Here is a 21,399-nt window from a genome sequence, read left to right as displayed (position 1 = left end):
AGCCACCTCTCGACACGCCGGATCGGAGGGCCCCTCGACTACCTCTGCGCGCGATATAGTGGAGTCGGCCGCACTGCCAGCCGGCAGCGGCCGTTGCAGGGCCAAGGCGAGCGCTGGGCTCGCATGCGCCAGGTACATTCATGGGAGAACCACCATGCGATATACGTTCCTGGAAGGCAGTAAAGACGGTTGTATCCTGATCGCCCGCATCCTGCTGATGATGCTGTACGTGATCTTCGGCTGGAACAAATTGGTGGGCTTCTCGGGTACGGTCGCCTACATGGCCACGGTCGGCGTGCCACTTCCCCTCGTGACTGCCGGCATTGCCCTTTTCATGGAGTTCGTCGTCGGCTTGGCGATCGTGGTGGGTTTCTACACACGCCCACTGGCCCTTTTGCTGGCGATTTACACGGTGGCGGCAGCGGTCATCGGACACCAGTTCTGGAACATGGTCGACCCCGACCGCGCAGCGAGCATGATCAACTTCTACAAGAACGTGAGCATCGCCGGCGGCCTGCTGTTGTTGTGCATCACGGGGCCGGGCAGCTATTCGATCGACAAGCGATAGGCTTGCACCAGGCACGAGGAGCCCTGCTGCCCGGGACTCCTCCGACACGCCGGAACCCGCATCAGCGGCGACCGTCCGGCAGGCGTTTTGCGGGGGCCTGCACCCTAGTCAACCAAGCTGCGCAGCTCGTGATGACGTGAGTGCCTCAGCTGCTCGCGCAACGCGACAGCAAAGTAGGCCGGTGCGGCTACCAGGGCCGACCTGAGCAAGGCGGATGCCTCGCCGATACGCCCTTCCTCAGCGAGAAACGAGGCCCAACTGCATTGCCCGCGGTAATCTCCCGCCTCTGCCGAGCGCCGATAGAGCGCGCGAGCCTTGCCGAGATCCGCTGGCGTCTCCCATCCGTGTTCGTGGTACTGCCCCAGGAAGTGCATGGCGCGCGCATGCCCCGCTGCCGCGGCGAGCCCGAAATACACGAAGGCCTGCGCTCGATCCCTGGGCACGCCACGCCCGTTGGCGAGCACATGGGCGTAGTTGTACCGGCCCCAATCCGAACCGTGTTCCGCCGCACGCCGATACCACACCGCAGCCAGCGCATAGTCCACCGATGCGCCCCAACCGTTTTCATAGCAGCGGCCAAGCATGTTCATTGCGGCGGACTCGTTTTGGTGGGCCGCCTGCTGGAACCAGTACACGGCTTCTTGCGCATCGCGCGCGCAGCCAATGCCTTCCAGGTAAGCCTGCGCCACGGCCAGCTGCGACGCACCGTGGCCGGCGCGCGCCGCCGCGAGCAACTGGCCATGCGCCTGGCCGGGCGCTGTTTGCAGCAGTTGCCGCAATTCCCCGGCATCGAGCTGCGCCGATTCGCTCACGTTTCAGACCAGGCGCGCAGCAGGTTGTGATAAACCCCGGTCAGTCGCAGCACGTCCGCGTGATTGGCATGGGCCTGGGTCAAGCTCTGGATGGATACATCCAGCTCGAGCAACAGACGGCGTTTGCTTTCATCGCGGATCAGGCTCTGGATCCAGAAGAACGCCGCTACGCGCGCACCCTGCACCACCGGCTCCACCTGGTGCAGGCTGCTCGAGGGATACAGCACGAGGTCACCGGCAGGAAGCTTGACCGTGTGCGTGCCAAAGGTGTCCTCGATGATCAGGCTGCCACCCTCGTATTCGTCCGGTTCGCTCAGGAACAGGGTCGCCGAGAGGTCCGTGCGGATCGGCATGCCCTGGCCCGCTCGCCGGTCATAGCGGATCGCGTTGTCCACATGCAGGCCGAATGAACCGCCGCCCTGATAGCAGTTGAACAGCGGTGGAAAGATGTGACGTGGCAGCGCCCCCGCAAAGAACGTCGGGTGGCGGTTCAGCGCGTCGAGGATCAGTTCACCCAACTGCCTTGCTTCGACCGAATCCTCCGGCAGTTGCAGGTTGTCCTTGGCCAGCGCGGACTGGTGTCCGGCGGTTACCCGTCCATCCGCCCACGGCGCGTTCTTCAGGCGCTGCCGGCAATGCGCCAGCTCCTCGGGTGACAGCACATTCGGTACGTGGAGCAACATGGCGTTTCCTTGTCTTCGCACCGCGTTCCCTTGCGGGAGGCGCAGCAGCTATGTGCGACCATCAGAGGCTGAAGTTCGCCGTGAGCATGGCGACGCGACCGGGCGCCACGGAGGCGTAGTGCGCGGCGTACGCCTTGTCGAAGTAATACTTGTTGGTGAGGTTCTGCACGTTGAGCTGCAGCGTCAGGTTTTTGCTGAGCTGGTACGACGCCATGGCATCGAAGCGCGTATAGCCCGGCACCCATTTGGTATTGGCGGCGTCGCCAAACACCTTGTCCTGGTAATAGGCACCGCCACCCACGGCCCAACGCGAGGTCACCGCCACCGTGGTCCACAGGGTGAAGCTGTTCTTCGGCGTGTTGGGGAACTGGTTGCCCTGGTTCGCGACCGCGCCGGGTCCCGTCTTGACCAGCTCGCTGTCGAGATAGGTATAACCGCCGAACACGCTCCAGCGCTCGGTGATCTGGCCGCTGAAGCCCAGCTCCAGACCGTCGACACGCTGCTCGCCGAGATTGATCAGCGGGCTACCGCGTCCGCCCGTCGCCACGCGCGCATTGGTTTTCTCGCTGCGGAACACGGCAGCGCTAAGCGACAGGCGCTGATCGAACACTTCCCACTTGGTACCCAGCTCGATGTTGCGGCTGTCCTCCGGTTTCAGATCGGCATTGGTCACCGCAATGCCATCGGCGCCATCGCCCGCATCTGCGCCAGGCGGATTGGACGAGGTGCCATACGACAGGTACACACTGCCGTTTTGGGCCGGCTTGTACACCACGCCCAACTGGTAGTTCCAGAAGTTGGCGTCATTGCCCAGTCGCGTAACCACGCCGGTGGCGGTCGTCGTCACGGTGGAGCGGGTGCTGAAGCTGTCGAAGCGCAGGCCGGCGTTGAGCGACCACGTCGGATTGAACGTCACCGTATCGAACGCCCAGGCCGAACGTGTATCGGTAACGATGCGCGTCGGGTTCTGGCCGCCGATGATCAGCCCATCGAACGGATCGTTGGGGTTGGGGCGTTGGGCCGACGTACACCAATAGCCGGACGCGGCGCCGATGCCGTACTTGCTGCTGCACGCGCCGTTGACGATGGAGCCCGTGTTGTGGGTGTCCGCCGCGTTCGTTGCCGGGTCCACCAGATAGCTGCTGCGTTGGGTCTTCTCGCTGCTGAGCTCGATACCGGCGGCGAAGCTGTGCTTCAACGAGCCGGTGTCGAACTCGCCGGTGAGGTCGGTCTGGTTGGTCAGGTTGGTGGTGCTGCTGTCGCGGTTGTTGTTACGGCGCCACACGCCGCCATTGAGCAGGAAGTTGCCCTGGCTGTCGTCCGGCTGCGTCCAGATATAGTCATTGGTGGATCGCGCATACAGCGTGGTGTTGCGCAACAACCAGCCGTCGCCGAAGTTGGTCTTGACGAGTACAGAGCCGATGTCGTTGCCCTGCTTCTGGTAGTCGCGATCCAGCCAGCCGTAGTAGGTGCCGCGCGCAACCGCATACGGACGGCCGTCGCCGTTGAGCTTGGCGTAGGGGCTGGTTGCGGCAAACGGGTTGTTGTACGGGATGCCGCTATCCGGCGTGTCGTCACTCTGCAGATGGTAGTAAGCCAGCGTCACGCTGGTCGGCGCATGCAAGCCGAAGGTGACCGACGGCGCGATGCCCCAGCGCGACATCTCCGGCCCGTTACGACCGGGCACGTCGTTGCTGTGACCCATCACGTTGAGGCGCGCGGCCGAATCCACACCTACCAACTGGTTCCAGTCCGCGGTACCGCGATAGTAGTTATCCGTGCCGATGCCGGCCGTGCCGCGCAGGAAGTCCTCGGCCATGGGCTGCTTGGTGGTCAGGTTGACGCTGCCGCCCACGCCACCGCGCCCGGTGTAGGCGGAGCTGGGGCCCTTGATGACTTCGACCTGGTCAATGTCGAAGATCTCGCGGCTTTGCGAGCCCGAGCTGCGGATGCCGTCGATGAACACCGAGCTCTCGGAGTCAAAGCCTCGAATGATCGGCCGGTCGCCATTCGGATTGCCGCCCTCGCCCGCGCCAAAGGTGATGCCGGGTACCTGGCGCAACACATCGAGCAGGGACGTCGCCGCCGTCTGCTGGATGATCGCCTGCGGGATCACCGTCACCGAACGCGGCGTGTCGAGCAGCGGCGCGGTGAACTTGGGCGACGGGGTGTTGACCACGGTGGAGCGCACCTTGACCCCATCCAACTCCTGTGCGTTCTGCGGATCGGCCGCGCCGTCACGAACATCGGCGGCGTCGCCGGTGGCGGCTGCGGCCGCGGTGGAAGCCAGGGCCAGGCCCAGCGCGCTGGCCACCAGTTTGATCGGAGGGCTGGCTGCGGAAGACACCATGGGTTTGGAGGTCATGCTCGATCCTTGGCGCAGACGCACGCCGCCCGCCTCGGCTAAACCGGGGGCTTTCGCATCGTCTGCTGGGTTGGGGGAGTGAGGTGCGCTGACCGTGGCGGGGCGTGGCCCGTGGGCTAGGTGACGCGAGCGGCAAGATACGCTTCTTGCGAATGATTCGCAATAACCTTCGTCTCGCACCGGCCTGGGATTCGGCAAAAGCTGGCGTCAGTGCTGCCCTGGCGACCCCTATAATTGTGATTTCCGTCACATTTACGGCGATAGGCTGCCCTATCGCAGGGGGTTTCGATCGGTTCCCGATCGAGGGCGCATCAAACCGATTCGAAGGACGGCAACTTCCCGGCAGGGAATGCGTAACCTCGCACGAGGGTGCGGCTTGTCATGACCCAGGCCTCTGCGGAACCGGTTTTCCGGTATCGGGCATTTATCAGTTACAGCCACCAGGACAGGACCTGGGCCGACTGGCTGCACAAAGCCCTGGAGACCTACCGCGTCCCGTCACGTCTGGTCGGCAAGGTCACGGCCGCCGGCACGATTCCGCCGCACCTGGCGCCGGTCTTCCGTGACCGCGACGAACTGGCCAGCGCGACCGACCTGGGTCGCAAGGTCAACGAGGCGCTCGGCGAGTCCGCCAATTTGATCGTGATCTGCTCGCCGCGCTCGGCGTTGTCGCACTGGGTCAACGAAGAAGTGTTGAGCTTCAAGCGGCTGGGCCGCAGCGAGCGGATCTTTTGCCTGATCGTCGATGGCGAACCCAATGCGAGCGACTTGCCAGGCCGCGAGGCCGAGGAATGCTTTGCACCGGCGCTACGCCACCCACTCGGCAACGACGGCGAGTTGAGCCTGGAGCAAACCGAGCCCATCGCCGCCGACGTGCGCCCTGGCAAGGACGGCAAGATCAACGCCAAGTTGAAGCTGATCGCCGGCATGCTCGACGTGGGCTTCGACCAGCTCAAACAGCGCGAATTGCAGCGACGCTACCGGCGCATGACTGCCGTCAGCGCGGTCGCGATCGTCATCATGCTGGTCACCACCTTCCTCGCGATCGACGCCGTGGTCGCCCGCCGCGCTGCTGAGCGCCGCCAGAAACAGGCCGAAGATCTGGTGGGCTTCATGCTCGGCAACCTCAGCGACAAACTCGGCGAGGTGCATCGGCTCGACATCATGCAGGCCGTTGGCGACAAAGCCATGGCCTATTTCGCTTCGCTGCCGAGCAGCGATGTCACTGATGCGGGGCTGGCCCAGCGCGTCACGGCGCTGGAGAAGATCGGCAGCGTGCGCATCGACCAGAATCAACTTCCCGCGGCACTCGAAGCCTATCAGGCAGCCGCCACGCTCGCCGCCCAACTGGTACATCGTGCGCCCGGCGACATCGCCCGCCAGGCCGCCTATGCCGACAGCCTGAAGTGGGTCGGGCAGACCTACTGGTACCAGGGTGATCTTCAACGCGCCTCCCAGAACTTCAAGACCGCCAGTACGCTGCTGCAAAAAGCGATCGCGGCGCAACCCGCCAATACCGACATTGCGTTCGCCCTCGCCATGGCACGAAGCAATACCGGCCAGGTGCTACAAGCGGTCGACGAACTGGTGGGCGCGAAGATCGAGTACGACGAGGCCCTGAAAATCCTCCAGAGCCTGATCGCCAAACAGCCGGCCAACACGCTGTGGCAATCCGAGCTTGGCTATGCCTGGGATCGTCTCGGCAAGCTGGCACTGGAACAAGGACGCCTCGATGCGGCCATCGCAGCCTATCGTAATGATCAACGCATCAAGGTCGCGCTGGCCACGCGTGATCCGAGCAATCATCAGGCGCAGGAAGATCTCGTGGTCGGTGACGCAATCCTTGGTCGTACGCTTGCGCTTTGCGGCAATCTCGAAGCAGCGGCGAGCTACACGAAGCAGGCAGTGGACCGAGCCAAGGCACTCGTGGCCTTCGATCCTGCCAATGAACAATGGCGAGAGTACGTTGCGCTATACAGCCAGCAACTGGGCGGCCTGCTACGACAGCAGGGTCAATGGGATGCCGCCGCCGTCGCCAACGGCGACGCCACTCAGATCTTGAGCGCGCTTGCGGCCAAGGACCCCGCGCTGGAGGACCTTCAAAAGGAACTGGCGCAAAGCCAGCTGGAAAGCGCCCGGCTGCGGCTGGCGCAAGCTGACCAGGATGCCGCCGAGCCCTTGGCCAGATCGGCGTTGGCGACCATCCAGACCTTGCGTGCGAAGAACGCCAGCGATCGCAGCTTGACGCTGCTTGTGGCACAGGCCTACACGGTGCTCGGGCAGATCGCCGCCGTACGCCATGACCCGGCTGCCGCGCACGATGCTTGGGTGCGAGCGCGCAACGTCATCGCCGCCACCGCAAGCTCGAGCGATGACCCCAATGTGCTCTCAACCTGGGCCGGCGCACTACTGCTGCTCGACGATATCGATGTGGCGCGTCCGGTCGTGGCGAAGCTTGCGGGCATGGGTTACCGGGCACCGGATTTCGTCGCCCTGGTCACGCTCAAGCAAGTGGCGTACCCGCTCGATGCCGAGGCCGAGCAGCGAATCGCGAAGGCGATGAATTGAATGCTTATGGAGACGAATGGCCGAGGCCGATCTTCGAACCAGCTATCCAAGGCGGTAGGCGACCCGCCCGACCCAGACCGCCCATCGCCATCCCATCCCCTTATAGGAGTTAAGTCATGGCAAATCTAAGCGTACTCGTGAGCCTGGGCCCGGCCAATGCTCCCGTCCTGACCGTGAGCCCGGCAGTACTTCCCGTCTCGACAGGCAACAACGTGATCACCTGGTCCGTGGATCCGGCATCCCCGATTCAAAATTTCGTTTTCAACGCGCTTAACTTCGGTATAAACACGCCGCCCTGCTTCGCCAATCTGCGCATCGGCAACACGCAGATCACGATCGACGACACCAATACAATCGGGGCGAACCCTTACGAATATTACGTGTCCGTGCTCTACGAAAACCGGCTCTTTGCTACGCCACCGGTCGCATCAGGCGGTGGCGCGGCAGATCCACGGGCCGCAGGGAGGGGAAGTCCAAGCATTCACAACAACTAGCTCAGGTCAAACCCAAGCTTGAGGTGAGTCAACGGCCGGCGCAAGATCAAGCAAGTCATCAGCCATCCGCTGTCCAGGGAACAGACGCAGGGAGCCGACATGACGCCTCTGGTTATCGGTGTTACCAGCCACCGCAACATCCCCGCGCACGAGGTCGAACCGATCCGGCAACGCGTGCGGGATTTTTTTGCGCGGCTTGCGCGTGACTTCCCGGAACTCCAACTCGTCGTGGTCAGCGCGCTGGCCGAGGGCGGTGATCAGTTGGTGGCCCAGGAAGCGCTGGCAGCCGGCGCGCATCTCATTGCGCCGCTGCCGCTACCCAGGGATCTCTATATCGAAGACTTCCGCGACCCCGGCGTGCGCGCCGCTTTTGACGCGCTGTGCGACCAGGCCGAAGTCGTGCAACTCCCGTTGCGCAAGGGCGAAACGAGGCAGGCGATTGAATCGCACGGCGCAGAGCGTGACCGGCAGTATGCGAAAGCAGGTGTCTACATTGCCAGCCATTGCCATATCCTGCTGGCGATCTGGGATGGCAAGGATTCGGGCCGGCTTGGCGGCACGGCGCAGATCGTGAAATATCACCTGACCGGCACCATGCCCGGACTGCTCGAACGGCACCGCGACGCGCGCCAGATCCTGGGCCGCGGCGACGAACGCCTCATCTACCACATCGTCTGCTCCCGCGACGTCTTCGATGGCGGCGTAGCCGAGGGCTTGCAGCCGCTGCAGACGCTATGGCGTAGCGCCGATACCACTTCCACCGAGGTCGACATGCCGGCCGAGTTCCGGCTGATGTTCACGCGCATGTCGGAGTTCAATGCCGACTGCGCGAAGTACGCCGAGGAGATAGCGGCATCCGCAGCGCAGGCGCCATCGGCGAGTTCGTCTCCCATAGCGACGATCGAAGAGCTGTTTCGCGCCTCCGACTGGCTGGCCCTGCACTTCCAGAAACGCGTGATGGTGGCCATGCGCGCCACCTACACGATTGCCGCCATGATGGGCATCGCTTTCACGTTCTACGCCCATCTCTCGGAACAGAACAATCTCATCTATTTATTCGTGTTCCTGTTTGCGGCGGGTGGTGTCGTGGCGTTCCTCGCCCATCACCGTGGCTGGCACCGCAAATATCTCGACGACCGCGCGCTGGCGGAAGGATTGCGCATCCAGTGGTACTGGCGACGTGCCGGCGTGATGACCTCGATCGATCACGAATTCGCCCACGGCAATTTTCTGCAGCGGCAAAACATCGAGTTGGGCTGGATTCGCAACGTGATGCGTGCCGCCGGCCTGCGGCCACCACCCCGGACCACCACCGCCGACCTGGGCATGGTCATCGACGAATGGGTAGGCAACTCGGGGAAATCCGGGCAGCTCGACTACTTCGAACGCAAGATCATCGAGCGCACCTCGCTCAATCGCGTCACCGAGACGATCGGTGCGATCAGCCTGTGGGCGGGCATCGCGATCAGCGTCTTCCTGGCCTTGTTCGCCCTGAAACTTTCCGAGGCCACCAAGACGCCGTTGGTGATGACGATGGCGGTGCTGTCGATCATGGCTGCCGTGCGCGAGGCCTATGCGTACCGCAAGGCGGATCGGGAACTGATCCGGCAATACCGCTTCATGCAGCATATTTTTGCCGGAGCGCGCGCGGCGCTCGATCGAACCCATGACCCGGCCGAGCAGCGCGACATCCTCATTTCACTGGGCGACGCCGCGCTCAGCGAGCATGCCGAATGGGCGCTCATGCATCGAGAGCGCCATGTTGAGCACAGCAAGTTCTGATCGGCACTACGCGCGATGCGAACGAATCGTGCCCAGGGCACGGCCTCAACAAGCGCATGCCGGCCGCTTCGGCGACCGCCGGCAGCGTCTTGAGTTGGCGCAGGCGCTCATGCAGCGACTCGACTATCTTGCAGATGCGTTGGGCGCCAGCGGGACCGACGCCAAGCTGATGGAGAATCGCCGGAACGATCGCGCGCCCGGCCGATGCTGCGCCCACCGGCTTGCGAAACTTGTAGATGAACCGATCCGTCTTGCCGCGCATGGCCTTGTCAAATGCCGGCGTCGAATGATCGTCCGCGGCCTGACGCAGGACGTCGCTTTCACCAAGGTATTCAAAACCCGCCGCCGTCACCTCGGCCTTGACCACGGCCGGATCGATGCGATGCAGGTCGTCTGTCCTGGATACGCCGCTTCCGGCAGCAGCGGCGTGGTCCAGCACGATATAGACACCGCCTGGCTTCAGTGCGTCGAAGATGGCCTTGTTGAGGCGAGCGATGTCTGGCGATCCCATGAAGGGATCATGCAGGTCGTGGTAGTTCTGCGAGGTCCAGACCAGGTCGACGTGTTGCGGTAGCGACAGCGCGGCTATCGGCTGCACCAGCACGCTGACGTTGGGGTAACCGGGCGTGCCGGCAAAGCTGTTCAGGGTCTGCAGGCCTTTGGGCGCCGCCTTGTCCATCTCCACCGGTTGCACCGCGTACACGACACCCCCGGCTCCCACGATCTTGCTGAAGACCCGGGTGTAGTAGCCCGCCCCAGGCATCAGGTCCACGACCTTGTCGCCCGGCTTGATACCCGCGAACGCCAGCACCTCGGCCGGCTTGCGGCCACCATCCAGGGAGCGGTCGTCCACGGGTCGCGCTGGATCGGCCAGCGCGGCGGCCACATAGCTTGGCGGACCCACCTCGGCATTCACCCGCCCGCATGCCCAGCACGCGAGCGCAAAGACAACGAGCACGACAGACAACGGTTGGCGCTTCATGGAAAGACCTCCTCCGCATCAAAGCTGCCATCGACAAGTCCTGTTGGCTAACCACCGCTCCATGCGTCCCTCCCACGCGTGCCGCCTGGCAGGGACTTCAATTGACGTAATTGATTGCAACCGCCGGCGTCACAGTGCGCTCGGTGTTGTGACCACCCGCGATCACGCGGACACCAAGCAGCACGCCGAGACTGGACGTCCAGCTGTATTCCACGGCAGGCGCGTAGCCAAAGGCTTCGCTCGCCCCGCCAGTCGAATGAATGCGCGGCGGATCGGGCAGCCCCGAAGACGTGCTCAGAAAATCGACACCATTGATGGTGGTGTTGCGACCGCGGCTATAAATGGCGTCGAGCGCAAGCACCCAGCGTTGCGTCAGGCTGTACTCCACCGAGGTATCGACGAAGGTGCTGTTTCCCGGCTCAACCGTGCCACGAAAGTTCGACCCCGTGCCGTACACGCTGACGCCGTTGACGTTCACGTGGCTGGAAAACGTCTCGGATACATTCAGCCGCAGGCGCAACAGGCGTCGATTCGGCATCCTGAAATAGGTCTGCGCGTTGATGCCCAGGTTGGTCTCATACGCGCCGCTACCGATGCCGTTGCTCGGGCGATTGCCCAGCTGATCGTACTTACCGGTGGGAAACGACTGCTGCAGCTGGATGGCGATGGTCGGTATCCAGCTGCCTTCATGGAACTTGGTCAGGCGGTACTGCGCCTGCACGGTGAAGTCGCCCACCAGCACGCCCGAACTGTTCGGCCCATGGTCGACCTGGTTGTAGCCAAAGATGGGAATGATGCCGACCGTCAGCCGGTCCACCAGCCCATAGTTCATATACGTGCGCGAGCCGTAGCTGTTCGAATGCTCGGCCATGATGTCGTACAGATAGGGCTCGATCAGCACATGGCCTTGCGGCAGCGTCTCGGCGGAGTTCGCCAGCATCGGCCCGGTCCACCAGGCATCGTCCTGGACGATGCCAGCGGGAGCCGCCGCCTGAGCGTGCACCGGCGCCAGCTGGAAGAACCAGCTGCAGGACAACAGCAGAAAGAGGCATCCGATACGGCGAAGCGGGTTCATAACCTGCCCTGCAACCTGTCGTTTCCCCGGGACTTGCCGGGGCGCATGGATAGAAACTAGGCTATCAAGTGGTTGTGTGAAATAGCCACTTTAAGTGGAAGTGATATAACCACTTCACGCGGAGCGGGTATGCAACGTCTAGCGGCCAGCTTTCTTCCCCCGGTGGCGCTCAACGCAGCGGGTGGCGCCCCGATCTATCAGCAACTGTCCGAGTGGTTCCGGCGCGCGATCATCGACGGACATCTACGCCCCGGCCAGCGCGTGCCGTCGACCCGGGCCCTGGCCAGCGAGCTGCAGGTATCGCGCATCCCGGTGCTCAGCGCTTACGAGCAGTTGCTGGCGGAAGGCTACCTGGAGACATTTCCCGGGGCCGGTACCTGTGTCGCACGATCGATACCCGACGATGCCGCGCCAGCTGCCGGCGCCAAGCCCCGCAAGGCGAGCTCGGCGCCAGGCGTGAAGAAAGCCGCCACGCGCAGCGTGTCCCGCCGCGCGGCGCAGATGCGCGCACCTGCACAAACCTGGCTGAGCAATATGGGCGCGTTTCGCGTCGGCCTGCCGGCGCTCGATCACTTCCCCAGCGAGGCCTGGTCGCGACTGGTCAACCGCCATTCCCGCCACATGCCGCTTGAGGCCATGGCCTATGGCGACCCGATGGGACTGCTGCCGTTTCGCCAGGCCATCGCGGAATACCTCGGCACCGTGCGCGCGGTGCAATGCGACGCGTCGCAGATCGTGGTGACCACGGGTTCGCAGCACAGCCTGCAGATCTGCGCGCACGTGCTGCTGGATGCCGGCGATGCCGTGTGGGTGGAGGAGCCCGGTTACCCGGGCGCGCGCCAGGCGCTGCAGTCGGCCGGCGCGCAACTGGTGCCCGTATCCGTCGACGACGAAGGCATCCGCGTCGCCGAAGGCAAGCGCCTTGCGCCGCTTGCGCGCGCGGCCTACATCACGCCGTCGCATCAGTTTCCGCTGGGCACCACCATGAGCGCCACCCGACGCATGCAGCTGCTGGGCTGGGCGGCGCAGAACGATGCCTGGATCATCGAGGACGACTACGACAGCGAGTACCGCTTTGGCGGACGACCCACCATGTCCCTGCAAGGCCTGGATACCGAGGCGCGGGTGATCTACCTGGGCACCTTCAGCAAGGTGATGTTTCCCGCCCTGCGCCTGGGCTACATGGTGGTGCCCAAGGATCTTGCCGCCGCGTTCCACGCCGGCCGCGATGCCATGGACACGTTCTCGTCCACGCTCTATCAATTGGCCATGACCGACTTCATCCGCGAAGGCCATTTCGCACGCCATATCCGCCGCATGCGCATGCTCTATACGCAACGGCGCAGCGCCGTGCTCGAAGCCATCCATCAACACCTGGGCGACAAACTCGAGGTGATTGGCGCCGAGGCAGGCATGCAACTCGCCGCCCTGCTCCCGCCTGAGGTCAACGATGTGGCCGTGTCGCGCAAGGCCGCCGAACTCGGCGTCTCGGTCCGGCCGCTGTCCCTGTGCTATCTCAAGCCACCTGCACGAGGTGGCTTGATCCTGGGATACGGCGGTGCCACCGCGGAGGAAATCCACGATGGCATCCGCAAGCTCAAGCTGTGCCTTTGAAAACGCGCGTCGTCGTCATGCGTGCTGACCACCGACGCCGGTCTGGCACAGCTCACATGTGGTTGACGTCGATGATGGCCTTGGCAAACGCCTCGGGCGCCTCTTGCGGCAGGTTGTGCCCGATGCCGCCTTCGATCAGCCGGTGGGCGTACTTGCCGGAGAACTTCTTGGCGTAAGCGCTGGGGTCCGGATGCGGTGCGCCGTTGGCATCGCCTTCCATCGTGATCGTGGGCACGCTGATGACTGGCGCTTCGGCGAGCTTCTTTTCGTACTCGTCGTACTTCGCCTCGCCCTCAGCCAGCCCGAGGCGCCAGCGATAATTGTGGATGACGATGGCCACGTGATCGGCGTTCTCGAACGCGGCCGCCGAGCGATCGAAGGTAGCGTCATCGAAGTTCCACTTCGGCGAAGCGAGCTGCCAGATGAGTTTCGCGAAATCGTGCCGGTTCTTGTCATAGCCGGCGCGACCGCGCTCGGTGGCGAAATAGAACTGGTACCACCACTGCAGCTCGGCCTTGGGCGGCAAGGGCGCCTTGCCCGCTGCCTGGCTGCCGATCAAATAACCACTCACCGACACCATCGCCTTGCAGCGCGCCGGCCACAGGGCCGCGATGATATTGGCCGTTCGCGCACCCCAATCGAATCCGCCGATCGTCGCCTTCTCGATCTTGAGCGCATCCATCAGCGTGATGATGTCCATGGCCAGCGCCGACGGCTGACCATTGCGGACCGTCTCGCCGGAGAGAAAGCGGGTTGAGCCGTAGCCGCGGAGAAACGGGACGATCACCCGGTAACCCGCGGCAACCAGCAGCGGCACGACATCGACAAAGCTGTAGATGTCGTAAGGCCAGCCGTGCAAAAGCAGCACCACCGGTCCGTTGGCCGGCCCGGCTTCGGCATAGCCGACATTCAGGAGGCCGGCATCGATCTGCTTTATCGCCGGGAACGACGCATGCGAAGCCGGCTTGGCCGCCGCCTGGCCCTTGGCCCCCGTGGGACCTTGCTGGGCATCTGCCAGCGTTGCCACGCCCAGCGGCAAGGCGGCGAGCGTCGCCGCGGCGGCACCGAGCAGGCTACGACGACGAGGATCAATCTCGTCGGAGGGGGTGATCTTTTTCATGGTGAATCTCCTTGTGAAAAAAAGCGCGGTTGCAGATGCCGACGGCCTGGGCCCGATCAGCCAAACGTGAACACAAAGGCCTCGGCGCCCGCATCGAGGAATTCGATCTCGAACTCGCGATCCGTGATGGGCTCCGCTTGCCGAATGAGCTGGTACAGGCGCTGTGCGAAAAGCGTACCGTTGCCCTGCGCATCGACGTCGATGCCGTGCGCGGCGCCCGGCGGCTTTCCATCGATGAGCACGCGAAAGCGCACCGCGCTGCCATTTTCCCTCGGCCCCATGACGAGATGAAGATCGCGCGCATGAAAGCGATACACGATGCGTCCGCCGACCGTGTTGAGCACGGCCGAGTGCTTGCCGATGGTCCAGTCGCCGACCAGGGCCCAATGATTGAGACTCAAAGAGTCCGGCGCGGCATAGACGCTGCGGCTGCTGAAAAGGCGGCCTCCCTTGGACACAAAGTTCTCCGCGCGCTCCGAGCCGACGTAGGTTTCCGGCGACTTCAGGTTGGCCAGGTCCGGCGCGGCTTCAATGCCCCTGCCATCCCCGACGACCAGCGCCTGGTCGACGTTGCGCGCGCCGGCTTCCGTCAGCAATTGCTGGATGACTCGTTCCGTCTGCTCGTACTCGCCTTCGCCAAACACATGGTGTCGAATGCGGCCACGGGCGTCCACCAGATAGATCGCAGGCCAGTATTCATTGTTGAAGTCGAGCCAGACCCCATGATCGCTGTCGATGGCGGTGGCTATCGGCGCACCGACCCTGAGGTCCTTGAGCGCCTGGCGAACGTTGTCGGGGTTTTTCTCGAACGCGAACTCGGGCGAATGCACGCCGATCACGACCAGGCCCTGGTCCTTGTATTTCCTGGCCCACGCGCGCAGATACGGCAGCTGGCGTATCGAGTTGATGCAGGAGTAGGTCCAGAAGTCGACGAGCACGACTTTTCCGCGCAGCTCGGCCGGCGTCAACGGCTGCGCATCAAGCCAACCGGTCGCCCCCTTGAATGACGGCATCTCGCCCTCGACCGGCAAGTCCATCGCCTCGGCGCGAGCCCCGAACGACATCCCCATGACGCAGGCCATGAGGCAAGCCGGCAGCAACTTGCTTGCTTTCATGATGAGTGCCCTCCAGCGGGTGGTGCGCATGGCGAGGCGGCCAGGCATGCCGCCCTTCGCTCAGACAGAACCACGATCCTTGCACCCTGGACGTGGTGGTTCAGTCTATTTGGCGAAGGCGTGGCTACGCTGGCCGGGCATCGGCCTGCGCTCCAGGCGTCCCAGGGCGCCATGGCGGGAATGCCGTTGACGACGGACGCATGGGAGACCGTGCGTGGGCTTGCCCGGACCCTCGCATGGGGGCGCGTGGAGGGCCTGGACGTGGTCTTGCACGCGAATGTGGTACACCGCTGCTTCACCGGCGTGATCACGTTCGCGGGGACCGATATCTGGTCCGCCGATGCACTGCACGACACGACAAGACAAACTTGATTCAAGATCCAATCGAAAGGAGTGGATGGTGCCTTCCATGGTTTCGCAACCGGTTGCCGAAAAGCTGACGCCTGCCGCCATCTTCCTGGTGGTGACCCTGACGCCGGATCCACGCGCCGGCCAGGCGGTGCGAATGCTTTGCGGCGATCTGGCTTCGCTCTTGCGCGCCATCGGCTTTCGCCAGCCGGACGGGCGCCTGTCGTGCGTCATGGGCTTCGGCTCGGATGCCTGGGACCGGATCTTCGGGCATCCCAGGCCCGCCAACCTGCATCCATTCCAGGAGATACGCGGGGAGCACCACGCTGTCTCCACGCCGGGCGACCTACTCTTCCACATCCGTGCCATGCAGATGGACCTGTGCTTCGAGTTGGCCACCCAGCTCATGTCCCGGCTGGGTGACAGCGTTGCCAGCGCCGACGAAGTGCACGGCTTCAAGTACTTCGACGCGCGCGACCTGCTGGGTTTTGTCGACGGCACCGAGAACCCGGTGGACCAGGACGCCCTGGAGGCGACCATCATCGGCGACGAGGACCCCGCCTTTGCCGGCGGCAGTTACGTGATCGTGCAGAAATACCTGCACGACCTGAAGGCATGGCATGCGGTGCCGATCGAACAACAGGAGCGCATCGTCGGCCGCAAGAAGCTGTCGGACATCGAACTGGACGATGCCGCCAAGCCGAGCTATGCGCACAACGTGCTCACCAGCATCGAAGAGAACGGCGAGGAACTGGAGATCGTGCGCGACAACATGCCGTTCGGCGACGTGGCCAAGGGCGAGTTCGGCACCTACTTCATCGGCTATGCGCGCTCCCCTGCCCGCATCGAGCAGATGCTCGTCAACATGTTCGTCGGCAAGCCACCGGGCAACTACGACCGTCTGCTCGACTTCAGCACGGCGGTGACCGGCACGCTGTTCTTCGTCCCTTCCGCGACCTTCCTCGCCGAGGTGCCGGTGGACGGCGTTTCCGTGGCGCCTCCAGCGGGCGATGGCGACGCGCGGGACGCCACGCCTACCCACCCACCATCGCCTGACGGTTCGCTCGGCATCGGTTCGCTCAAAGGAGAGCCAGCACATGAATAATCTGCATCGGGAGCTTGCGCCCATTTCCGGCAAGGCATGGGAACAGATCGAGCAGGAAGCGGCGCGGACACTGAAGCGCTACCTGGCGGCACGACGCGTCGTCGATGTGCTGGGACCGCAAGGACCCGAATACGCGGCGGTAGGCACGGGACACCTGGAAGTGATCCAGCCGCCGGATGCCGGCATCGAGGCGTGGTTGCGCGAAGTGAAGCCGCTGGTGCAGCTGCGCGTCCCGTTTGAGCTCTCGCGTCGCGCCATGGACTCGGTGGAGCGCGGGGCCAACGACCCGGACCTGCAGCCGCTCAAGGATGCGGCGCGAAAGATCGCGTTTGCGGAAGACCGCGCCATTTTTGAAGGCTACGAAACCGGCCACATTCGCGGCATTCGCAACGGTTGCAGCCATGCCGCCATCGCCCTGCCGAAGGATGTCGCCGCGTACCCCGCCGCGGTCGCGCAGGCGGTGAACCAGCTACGCGACGCGGGCGTCAACGGCCCCTACACGCTCTTGCTGGGCGAAGGCCCTTATACCGCGGTCAGCGCGGCGACCCAGGCGGGCTATCCGATCGCGCGCGACATGCGAAACCTGGTCGATGGCGAGATCATCTGGGCGCCAGCCATCGATGGCGGCGCCGTGCTCAGCACGCGTGGAGGGGATTTCGCGCTGCACCTGGGCCAGGACATCGCCATCGGCTATCTGAGCCATACCGAGACGTCCATTCACTTGTACCTGCAGGAGACCTTCACCTTCCTGCAACTGACCGCGGAAGCCGCGGTGATGTTGTCGTCATCCAAGGGCAAGTAAGAGACGCGTGCTGGCGGCGCCAGGAAGTCGGCCGCAGGCTCGCGGATCAGGCGCGGCAAGGTCGTGATCATCGGGGCCTGGCTCGCGCCCGGCCCGCGATGATGCTGCTCAGCTCGCCTTAGCGGTTGAGCTCGTTCTTTTCCACGGTGCCGCCCTTCATGACGAAGGCGACGTGTTGGAGCTGCGTGATGTCCTTGATGGGATCGCCGCCAACGGCAACCAGGTCGGCATAGTGACCCGTGGCCACGGCACCGACCTTGTCCTTCATGCCGAGCAGGTCTGCGGCGTTCACCGTGGCGGCCTGGATCGACTGCATCGGCGTCATGCCCCACTTGGTCATGGTGGCGAACTGCTTGCCATTCCAGCCGTGCGGGTAGACGCCGGCATCGGTGCCGAAGGCAAGCTTTTCGCCCGCGCCCACCGCGCGCTGGAAGTTCTCGCGCTGGGTGCGACCAACCAGGCGCTCCTTGTCGATGGTGCTCGCCGGGAAGCCCTTCTTGGTGTATTCGCTCAGGATGTAGTCGTCGTTGTAGACGTCGAAATCGAGATAGGTGCCGTGCTGCTTGGCCAGCTTGAGGCCTTCGTCGTCGATCATGCTGCTGTGCTCGACCGAGTCCACGCCCGCGCGGATGGCCATCTTGATCGCTTCCGCACCATGGGCATGCGCCGCCACCTTCTTGCCCCAGCGATGCGCCTCGTCGACGATCGCGTTCATTTCTTCCTGCGAATACTGCGGTGCACCGACCGATGTCTCGGCGCTGAGCACGCCCGCGCTGGCCATGAACTTGATCACGTCGGCGCCGTTCTTGACGTTCTCGCGGATGCGATGACGGATGGCGTCCACCCCGTCGGCGACGCCGTCGACACTGTGGAATTCGATCCACGGCGAGAAGCCGGTGGTGTCGTCGGCATGGCCGCCCGTCGCGCCCAGCGGCGGGCCGGACACCAGCATGCGCGGGCCGGGGATATCGCCACGATTGATCGCGTTGCGCAGGGCGACATCGACATAGTCGCTGGCGCCGAGATTGCGCACCGTGGTGAAGCCGGCGTCCAGGGTACGCTTGGCATAGATCGGCGAGAGGATGGCGGAGTCGATCGCGCTGCGCTTGAGGATGGCCTCGTAATAGTCGCCCTTGATCTCGCCCGGATCACCGGTCAGGTGCACATGGCAATCGATCAGGCCAGGCAACAGCGTGGCGCTGCCCAGGTCGATCACCTTGGCCCCGGCCGGCACCTGGCCGTCGTAGCGCACCTCGGTGATCTGCTCGCCGTCGATGACCACCAGCGGATTGTCGCGCACCGTGCCGCTTTGCACGTCCACCAAGTGGGCGGCGCGGACGACCACGCGGGCGGGGGCCGCCGGCGCGTCATCGGCCCGGGCCACGCCGGTGGCTGCAAGGATCAGGCTGATGGCGGCGAAAAGAGGTAGCAGGCGCATGAGACAACATCTCCGTGGGCAAGAGGCAAGGTCGCTGTACGGGCGGACAGCCAGACGATGCGCGTTGCGCCACGATCATGCGATATCCCCCGCCGCCACCTTACCGTGGATCGGGTGCCCGTGCCCCCCGTCGTTGGTCATGCATGGGTCCGCCCCCGCCAGGCCGCTCCCCAGGCGCTGGCGCGCCTGGATCGCCCGCCCCTCTTGCCCAGCCCTCAATGAAAACGGCCGCTCGATGGATTGAGCGGCCGTGTCCGAGGCGAGTCCGGTCAGGCTGGCTGGAAATCAGCGGCCATCGCGGACATCGTGAATGGCGTGCTCCACGGCGTGAGCTGCCTCATCCACGTGCATGAGGGCACGATGCTTCATCTCGCGGCTCTCCGGATCGTCTTCCTCGCGGTCGATGTCGCTGTGGACCTTGGCGAGCAGTTCGCCAGCCTTGTGCAAACGTCCCGGGCCATCCATCGGCATGTCGACCGCCGGGTGATCGCGCAGATCCTTGCCGTCGTCGTACGAAGCGCGCTTGATTTCGCCGATGGCGTGGTCGATCTCGTCGATCGCCACATCCTCCTGGCCACTGACCGCGGCGTCGCCCGGGCGGTGCTCGAGCATCCAGCGAGCCGCGCGGAGATCGGACAACGCGTGCAGATAAGCGGGGTGACGCCCCGGCATATCGGCATACGCCGACAAGGGCAACAACATGCCCAAACCAGCAGTCAGAATCATGCGCTTGAACAGCAATTTCATGCGACCCTCCCAGTGTGTGAATGCGCCGGCATTATTAGAGTCGCCACTGAGAAAAGACCATAGCCCCGAGCAGGGCCGCAGCTCGGGATGGATAGCTGATATTCAGCGTGGATGGGTGCCTGGCTTCGTCGAGACGAGCGTCCCGAACGGGAGCACGGATTCACTGCCGCCTGGCGTTGTTTTTCATGAGGAAGAACGTCAGCGCCGCCACGACAAAGGCAAGCGCGATACCCAGGGTGGCGATATCGCCGCTGCCATCCCAGGCCACGACTTCGCGCAGAAACAGCACCGCCAACACGGCGATGACCACGCTGACCAGGTTGCCCTTCAAGTCCTCGAGGTTGTTGACCTCCAGCCATTTCGGCAACGGCAGCTTGTCGTCGACGAACAGCGAGTAGAGGCCGATGCTGATGATGTAGATGGCGATGGCAATCAGAAAGACATCCACCGCCTCGACGATGCTCACCGCAAAGAGCTTCACCGACTTGGCCGAGAGGGTGCCATTGCGGGCGGCATCGACGACGCCCACCGACAAGACCATCGCCTCATAGAAAATCAGTGCCACGAAGCCAACAAAGGTCCCGATGATGGGAACGAGCATGATGTAGCGGCTTGAAGCCAGGATACGGCGCAGCATGGGTGCAACCTCACTCAGGCAAACTCAACGGGGCAAGCTGAAGACAAAACACCTCGGTTTCGTCCGGACCGCTCGACGTCGGTTCCCGGCGCCAGGCGAATGACCTCGCTTGAGCCGTGAAGCGCCTGTGAAGGCCAATGAACTTGCCGACGCCGCTTGGCGTCCGGCGCGTTCGCTTCGGCTGCGGAACTGGACATCGACGAGGGCACAAGCCGTACCATGGCCTCGCTCGCCGGCTGACCATGACTCCTCGGCGACTGCCCAGCCACAACGCAGCCATGCATCAAGTGGATGGTGGCAAGTAGACTCATCGGGTGCAGACGTTTCACCAGTCACCAGCACGACAATCGACTCCCGGAGGTCCGTTCATGTCCACTGCTCACGATGATCAAGGCATCGTTCGCCTTCGATCCGAACACGATGTGCCGCAAACCATGGAGAAGTTGGAGCAGCTGCTCCAGGCACATGGTGTGATGATATTTGCGCGCATCGATTTCAGTGGGGACGCGGTACGCGCCGGGCTTGAGCTGCGCCCAGAGCAGATGCTGATCTTCGGCAATCCAAAGGCCGGAACGCCATTGATGCAAGCCGAACCCGTCGTCGGGCTGGACCTTCCCCTGAAGGCACTCGTGTGGGAGGACGAGCACGGCACCACCTGGATCGGATACAACACGCCCAACTACATCACGCAGCGCCATGGACTGCCGGCCGCCATCGGCGGAAATCTCGCAGGCGCCATCGGCCTGCTGGAACAGGCTGCCCATTGACCCGTTGCAGAGGACCGGCCTTGCGCAACTAGGGGGTTTGCTGCTCCGCGTTGATGCGTGCCATGTAAGCGGTGAGCACGTTGACGTCGTCATCGGTGATCGGCGCGCCATAGGCGCTGCGCATCTTGTTGATGACGCCTTTCCACGCCGCTTCCGACATCAGCGGCTGCTTCAGGACCATGTCGGCGGAGTGGCAAATCAGACACTTCCCGGCAACATCGACGCCTGGACCTGGCGGAAATTCGGCTAATCCAGCCGGCAATTGCACGGATACCGAATGGATTGCCATAGGTGCCGTGCGCTCCTGCGCGCTGGCCATATCCATACCCAGTGCCAGCAGGACCAGCGCGAGACAAAGCATGCGGACGTGATTCATG

Annotated in this window: 19 protein-coding genes; 8 read left to right on the top strand and 11 right to left on the bottom strand. The window is 63.8% G+C overall.

Features of this window, described 5'->3' with window-relative positions; all coding sequences use genetic code 11:
* Positions 1-154: 154 nt before the first annotated feature.
* Positions 155-568 carry a DoxX family protein gene (locus OUZ49_RS00835; protein ID WP_266148002.1) on the top strand — a complete coding sequence of 138 codons (414 nt, stop codon included), beginning with the start codon at positions 155-157 and terminating at the stop codon, positions 566-568.
* A 104-nt stretch (positions 569-672) separates the two neighbouring features.
* On the opposite strand, the gene OUZ49_RS00830 is transcribed toward OUZ49_RS00835, so the two are convergent.
* The 3 genes from OUZ49_RS00830 to OUZ49_RS00820 all read right to left on the bottom strand — a co-directional run bounded on the left by OUZ49_RS00830 (position 673) and on the right by OUZ49_RS00820 (position 4,428).
* Complete coding sequence (locus OUZ49_RS00830) at positions 673-1,380, bottom strand: tetratricopeptide repeat protein (protein WP_266148001.1); 708 nt, start codon at positions 1,378-1,380, stop codon at positions 673-675.
* The gene (locus OUZ49_RS00825) at positions 1,377-2,063 is read right to left on the bottom strand and encodes a Fe2+-dependent dioxygenase (protein ID WP_266148000.1); all 687 of its coding nucleotides are present in this window, start codon (positions 2,061-2,063) and stop codon (positions 1,377-1,379) included. The genes OUZ49_RS00830 and OUZ49_RS00825 overlap by 4 nt, the downstream gene beginning before the upstream one ends.
* A 61-nt stretch (positions 2,064-2,124) precedes the next feature.
* Entirely contained in the window at positions 2,125-4,428 is a 2,304-nt protein-coding gene (locus tag OUZ49_RS00820) for a TonB-dependent receptor (protein WP_266147999.1), read from the bottom strand.
* A gap of 381 nt (positions 4,429-4,809) precedes the next feature.
* Here OUZ49_RS00820 and OUZ49_RS00815 point away from each other — a divergent pair, with 381 nt between their 5' ends.
* The 3 genes from OUZ49_RS00815 (at position 4,810) to OUZ49_RS00805 (ending at position 9,272) form a co-directional block, all read left to right on the top strand.
* Positions 4,810-6,996 carry a TIR domain-containing protein gene (locus tag OUZ49_RS00815; protein WP_266147998.1) on the top strand — a complete coding sequence of 729 codons (2,187 nt, stop codon included), beginning with the start codon at positions 4,810-4,812 and terminating at the stop codon, positions 6,994-6,996.
* A 116-nt stretch (positions 6,997-7,112) separates the two neighbouring features.
* A complete protein-coding gene (locus OUZ49_RS00810) occupies positions 7,113-7,490 on the top strand; it encodes a hypothetical protein (RefSeq protein ID WP_266147997.1) in 378 nt (125 codons plus the stop codon).
* Positions 7,491-7,589: 99 nt separating this feature from the next.
* Positions 7,590-9,272: a hypothetical protein gene (locus OUZ49_RS00805; protein WP_266147996.1), complete on the top strand. Its 1,683-nt coding sequence runs from the start codon at positions 7,590-7,592 to the stop codon at positions 9,270-9,272.
* Here the strand turns inward: OUZ49_RS00805 and OUZ49_RS00800 are convergent.
* Entirely contained in the window at positions 9,232-10,254 is a 1,023-nt protein-coding gene (locus OUZ49_RS00800) for a class I SAM-dependent methyltransferase (RefSeq protein WP_266147995.1), read from the bottom strand. The genes OUZ49_RS00805 and OUZ49_RS00800 overlap by 41 nt on opposite strands.
* Positions 10,255-10,351: 97 nt before the next feature.
* Positions 10,352-11,329, bottom strand: coding sequence for a transporter (locus OUZ49_RS00795; protein WP_266147994.1), 978 nt, complete (start codon positions 11,327-11,329; stop codon positions 10,352-10,354).
* A 129-nt stretch (positions 11,330-11,458) separates the two neighbouring features.
* Between OUZ49_RS00795 and pdxR the strand changes: the two genes are divergently transcribed.
* Positions 11,459-12,943, top strand: a complete 1,485-nt coding sequence (gene pdxR, locus OUZ49_RS00790; RefSeq protein ID WP_266147993.1) for a MocR-like pyridoxine biosynthesis transcription factor PdxR — start codon at positions 11,459-11,461, stop codon at positions 12,941-12,943.
* Between the two features lie 52 nt (positions 12,944-12,995).
* Here the strand turns inward: pdxR and OUZ49_RS00785 are convergent, their stop codons facing one another.
* Entirely contained in the window at positions 12,996-14,063 is a 1,068-nt protein-coding gene (locus tag OUZ49_RS00785; RefSeq protein ID WP_266147992.1) for an alpha/beta fold hydrolase, read from the bottom strand.
* Positions 14,064-14,119: 56 nt separating this feature from the next.
* Entirely contained in the window at positions 14,120-15,178 is a 1,059-nt protein-coding gene (locus OUZ49_RS00780) for a redoxin family protein (RefSeq protein ID WP_266147990.1), read from the bottom strand.
* Positions 15,179-15,587: 409 nt separating this feature from the next.
* On the opposite strand from OUZ49_RS00780, the gene OUZ49_RS00775 reads away from it, so the two are divergent.
* A complete protein-coding gene (locus OUZ49_RS00775; protein WP_266147989.1) occupies positions 15,588-16,631 on the top strand; it encodes a Dyp-type peroxidase in 1,044 nt (347 codons plus the stop codon).
* Positions 16,624-17,433, top strand: coding sequence for a family 1 encapsulin nanocompartment shell protein (locus OUZ49_RS00770; RefSeq protein WP_266147988.1), 810 nt, complete (start codon positions 16,624-16,626; stop codon positions 17,431-17,433). The genes OUZ49_RS00775 and OUZ49_RS00770 overlap by 8 nt, the downstream gene beginning before the upstream one ends.
* 118 nt (positions 17,434-17,551) lie before the next feature.
* Here OUZ49_RS00770 and OUZ49_RS00765 read toward each other — a convergent pair whose 3' ends face one another.
* From OUZ49_RS00765 to OUZ49_RS00755, 3 genes are all read right to left on the bottom strand, one after another.
* On the bottom strand, positions 17,552-18,871 hold the full coding sequence (locus tag OUZ49_RS00765) for a Xaa-Pro dipeptidase (protein ID WP_266147987.1): 1,320 nt from the start codon (positions 18,869-18,871) through the stop codon (positions 17,552-17,554).
* A gap of 285 nt (positions 18,872-19,156) precedes the next feature.
* On the bottom strand, positions 19,157-19,618 hold the full coding sequence (locus OUZ49_RS00760) for a hypothetical protein (RefSeq protein WP_266147986.1): 462 nt from the start codon (positions 19,616-19,618) through the stop codon (positions 19,157-19,159).
* Positions 19,619-19,778: 160 nt separating this feature from the next.
* Positions 19,779-20,255: a YqhA family protein gene (locus tag OUZ49_RS00755; RefSeq protein WP_266147985.1), complete on the bottom strand. Its 477-nt coding sequence runs from the start codon at positions 20,253-20,255 to the stop codon at positions 19,779-19,781.
* A 368-nt stretch (positions 20,256-20,623) separates the two neighbouring features.
* Between OUZ49_RS00755 and OUZ49_RS00750 the strand changes: the two genes are divergently transcribed.
* Positions 20,624-21,022, top strand: coding sequence for a DUF302 domain-containing protein (locus OUZ49_RS00750; protein WP_266147984.1), 399 nt, complete (start codon positions 20,624-20,626; stop codon positions 21,020-21,022).
* A 28-nt stretch (positions 21,023-21,050) separates the two neighbouring features.
* Here the strand turns inward: OUZ49_RS00750 and OUZ49_RS00745 are convergent, their stop codons facing one another.
* Positions 21,051-21,398 (bottom strand): hypothetical protein, encoded by a 348-nt coding sequence (locus OUZ49_RS00745; protein ID WP_266147983.1) that lies wholly within the window; start codon positions 21,396-21,398, stop codon positions 21,051-21,053.
* Between the last annotated feature and the right edge of the window lies 1 nt (position 21,399).

The organism is Dyella halodurans (genome assembly GCF_026283925.1).
Classification (GTDB): Bacteria; Pseudomonadota; Gammaproteobacteria; order Xanthomonadales; family Rhodanobacteraceae; genus Dyella; species Dyella halodurans.
Note: the sequence above shows the minus strand (reverse complement) of the source record. Positions and strands in the feature narration are given on the sequence as shown.

Coding starts and splice junctions, on each gene's coding strand:
- OUZ49_RS00810 (WP_266147997.1), top strand. CDS start 7,113: ATGGCAAATCTAAGCGTACTCGTGAGCCTGGGCCCGGCCAATGCTCCC.
- OUZ49_RS00825 (WP_266148000.1), bottom strand. CDS start 2,063: ATGTTGCTCCACGTACCGAATGTGCTGTCACCCGAGGAGCTGGCGCAT.
- OUZ49_RS00775 (WP_266147989.1), top strand. CDS start 15,588: ATGGTTTCGCAACCGGTTGCCGAAAAGCTGACGCCTGCCGCCATCTTC.
- OUZ49_RS00770 (WP_266147988.1), top strand. CDS start 16,624: ATGAATAATCTGCATCGGGAGCTTGCGCCCATTTCCGGCAAGGCATGG.
- OUZ49_RS00745 (WP_266147983.1), bottom strand. CDS start 21,398: ATGAATCACGTCCGCATGCTTTGTCTCGCGCTGGTCCTGCTGGCACTG.
- OUZ49_RS00760 (WP_266147986.1), bottom strand. CDS start 19,618: ATGAAATTGCTGTTCAAGCGCATGATTCTGACTGCTGGTTTGGGCATG.
- OUZ49_RS00820 (WP_266147999.1), bottom strand. CDS start 4,428: ATGACCTCCAAACCCATGGTGTCTTCCGCAGCCAGCCCTCCGATCAAA.
- OUZ49_RS00835 (WP_266148002.1), top strand. CDS start 155: ATGCGATATACGTTCCTGGAAGGCAGTAAAGACGGTTGTATCCTGATC.
- pdxR (WP_266147993.1), top strand. CDS start 11,459: ATGCAACGTCTAGCGGCCAGCTTTCTTCCCCCGGTGGCGCTCAACGCA.
- OUZ49_RS00815 (WP_266147998.1), top strand. CDS start 4,810: ATGACCCAGGCCTCTGCGGAACCGGTTTTCCGGTATCGGGCATTTATC.
- OUZ49_RS00755 (WP_266147985.1), bottom strand. CDS start 20,255: ATGCTGCGCCGTATCCTGGCTTCAAGCCGCTACATCATGCTCGTTCCC.
- OUZ49_RS00780 (WP_266147990.1), bottom strand. CDS start 15,178: ATGAAAGCAAGCAAGTTGCTGCCGGCTTGCCTCATGGCCTGCGTCATG.
- OUZ49_RS00750 (WP_266147984.1), top strand. CDS start 20,624: ATGTCCACTGCTCACGATGATCAAGGCATCGTTCGCCTTCGATCCGAA.
- OUZ49_RS00765 (WP_266147987.1), bottom strand. CDS start 18,871: ATGCGCCTGCTACCTCTTTTCGCCGCCATCAGCCTGATCCTTGCAGCC.
- OUZ49_RS00795 (WP_266147994.1), bottom strand. CDS start 11,329: ATGAACCCGCTTCGCCGTATCGGATGCCTCTTTCTGCTGTTGTCCTGC.
- OUZ49_RS00805 (WP_266147996.1), top strand. CDS start 7,590: ATGACGCCTCTGGTTATCGGTGTTACCAGCCACCGCAACATCCCCGCG.
- OUZ49_RS00800 (WP_266147995.1), bottom strand. CDS start 10,254: ATGAAGCGCCAACCGTTGTCTGTCGTGCTCGTTGTCTTTGCGCTCGCG.
- OUZ49_RS00785 (WP_266147992.1), bottom strand. CDS start 14,063: ATGAAAAAGATCACCCCCTCCGACGAGATTGATCCTCGTCGTCGTAGC.